Genomic DNA, 1,550 nt, shown 5'->3' on the forward strand with positions numbered 1-1,550 from the left:
GTTTTCCGGGTACTTTGCACTCATTGAGTACAGTGGCGGGAGCCATTAATATCAGATTCAGTTGCTTCAGATGATTAAGAACTGGCGTCTGGCCCAGGGCGATCAGTGGGCTGGCATCAGCAACGATGATTTTAGTCAAAGTGCTTTAACTCCTTTTCCAAGTCGCCGGGCTGGTAATCAGCAATGGGAATGTCAAGGCTTGATACCAGCTTCATAAAGTCTTCCAGGCATAGGTCGGCGAGTTGGGCTGATTTTGCCAGTGTTAATACGCCCGCTTCATACAAACTGATCGCAAGACCGGTGTGGACCCCTTTTTCCAGCAAGGTATTGGTGACGGGCACGCCGATCATAAGAGGTGCCCCGTAACGGGTAAATACGGCTAATTTGCCCGACTGGGCAACATCACTAAGTTCTTTGGATCTTTCTCTGAGTTCCCTTATGCCGAAAACTGCTGGTGTTGTATCAGTGCCCATGGTTTGTTCCTTGTGGGTAATAATTTTGTGTCCGAAGTGTGTACCTATTATAGATGAATAATTGGGGGAAGACTCCCGCTTCCCGCCGCCCGCTTCCCGAAAAGAACGAAAAGAAAACCGGGGTCACGCTAAAAACCGGGGTCAGGTCTTGATTCTTTACGCCCCCTAATCCTGTTCTACTTTTATAGCTCTTTGTTTATTACTTGGGGGTATATAAGTGAGCAGGCCATTACGAATTGAGTACGCTGGTGCGCTGTACCATGTGACTTCGCGGGGGAATGAACGCAAGCCAATTTACTGGGAAGAGGTAGATTTCAATCTGTTCCTGGATACCCTGGCCGAGGTCTGTGACCGCTTTAACTGGTCGATTCATTCTTGGTGTTTGATGACCAATCATTATCACCTGGTGTTAGAAACGCCAGACGGTAATCTTTCTGCGGGTATGCGGCAGCTGAATGGTGTTTATACCACACGGTTTAACCGACGCTATGGGCGGGTTGGCCATCTTTTTCAGGGGCGCTACAAAGCCATTCTGGTGGATAAGGCAGCCTACCTTCTGGAGTTGAGCCGTTATGTGGTGTTGAATCCGGTACGTGCCTGTATGGTGGATCACCCTGCTGACTGGCTGTGGAGCAGTTACCGTTATACCCTCGGTGAGCTGCCTTCACCAGACTGGCTGGCCACCGATGCCATGCTGATGCAGTTTTCACAAGATCGGGAGCGAGCCTGTGAACGTTTTGCTGCTTTTGTACTGGCAGGGGTGGGTATCAATATCTGGGTTCATCTTAAACAGCAGATCTACCTGGGTGATGATCAGTTTGTTTCGGATCAGCAGCAGTATATTGACAAGCCGGTGAAAGATAAGGCCCTTTCTGAAGTGCCTCATAAGCAGAAACGCAAGCCTGCTAAAGCGCTGGATTTTTATAAAACTAATTTTGCTACCCTGGAGGATGCCGTTTGTTCTGCTTTCAGTTCCGGCGGTTATACCCAGAAAGCCATTGCCGATTATTTTGGCCTGCATTATACCAATTCCACCTTCTAAATATGAACTGCGCAGCCATTTTGAACCGCTGGATC

2 protein-coding genes are annotated in these 1,550 nt (G+C 48.7%); one reads left to right on the top strand and one right to left on the bottom strand.

All coding sequences use genetic code 11. The features are described 5' to 3' along the window. Positions 1 to 131: 131 nt before the first annotated feature. Positions 132 to 473 (bottom strand): UPF0175 family protein, encoded by a 342-nt coding sequence (locus tag KDK15_RS19525; protein ID WP_257266080.1) that lies wholly within the window; start codon positions 471 to 473, stop codon positions 132 to 134. A gap of 217 nt (positions 474 to 690) precedes the next feature. Here KDK15_RS19525 and KDK15_RS19530 point away from each other — a divergent pair, with 217 nt between their 5' ends. Further along, complete coding sequence (locus tag KDK15_RS19530) at positions 691 to 1,515, top strand: transposase (RefSeq protein WP_257297071.1); 825 nt, start codon at positions 691 to 693, stop codon at positions 1,513 to 1,515. The last annotated feature ends 35 nt before the right edge of the window (positions 1,516 to 1,550 follow it).

This window comes from Endozoicomonas sp. YOMI1 (assembly GCF_024606345.1).
Lineage (GTDB): Bacteria > Pseudomonadota > Gammaproteobacteria > Pseudomonadales > Endozoicomonadaceae > Endozoicomonas.

Coding starts and splice junctions, on each gene's coding strand:
- KDK15_RS19525 (WP_257266080.1), bottom strand. CDS start 473: ATGGGCACTGATACAACACCAGCAGTTTTCGGCATAAGGGAACTCAGA.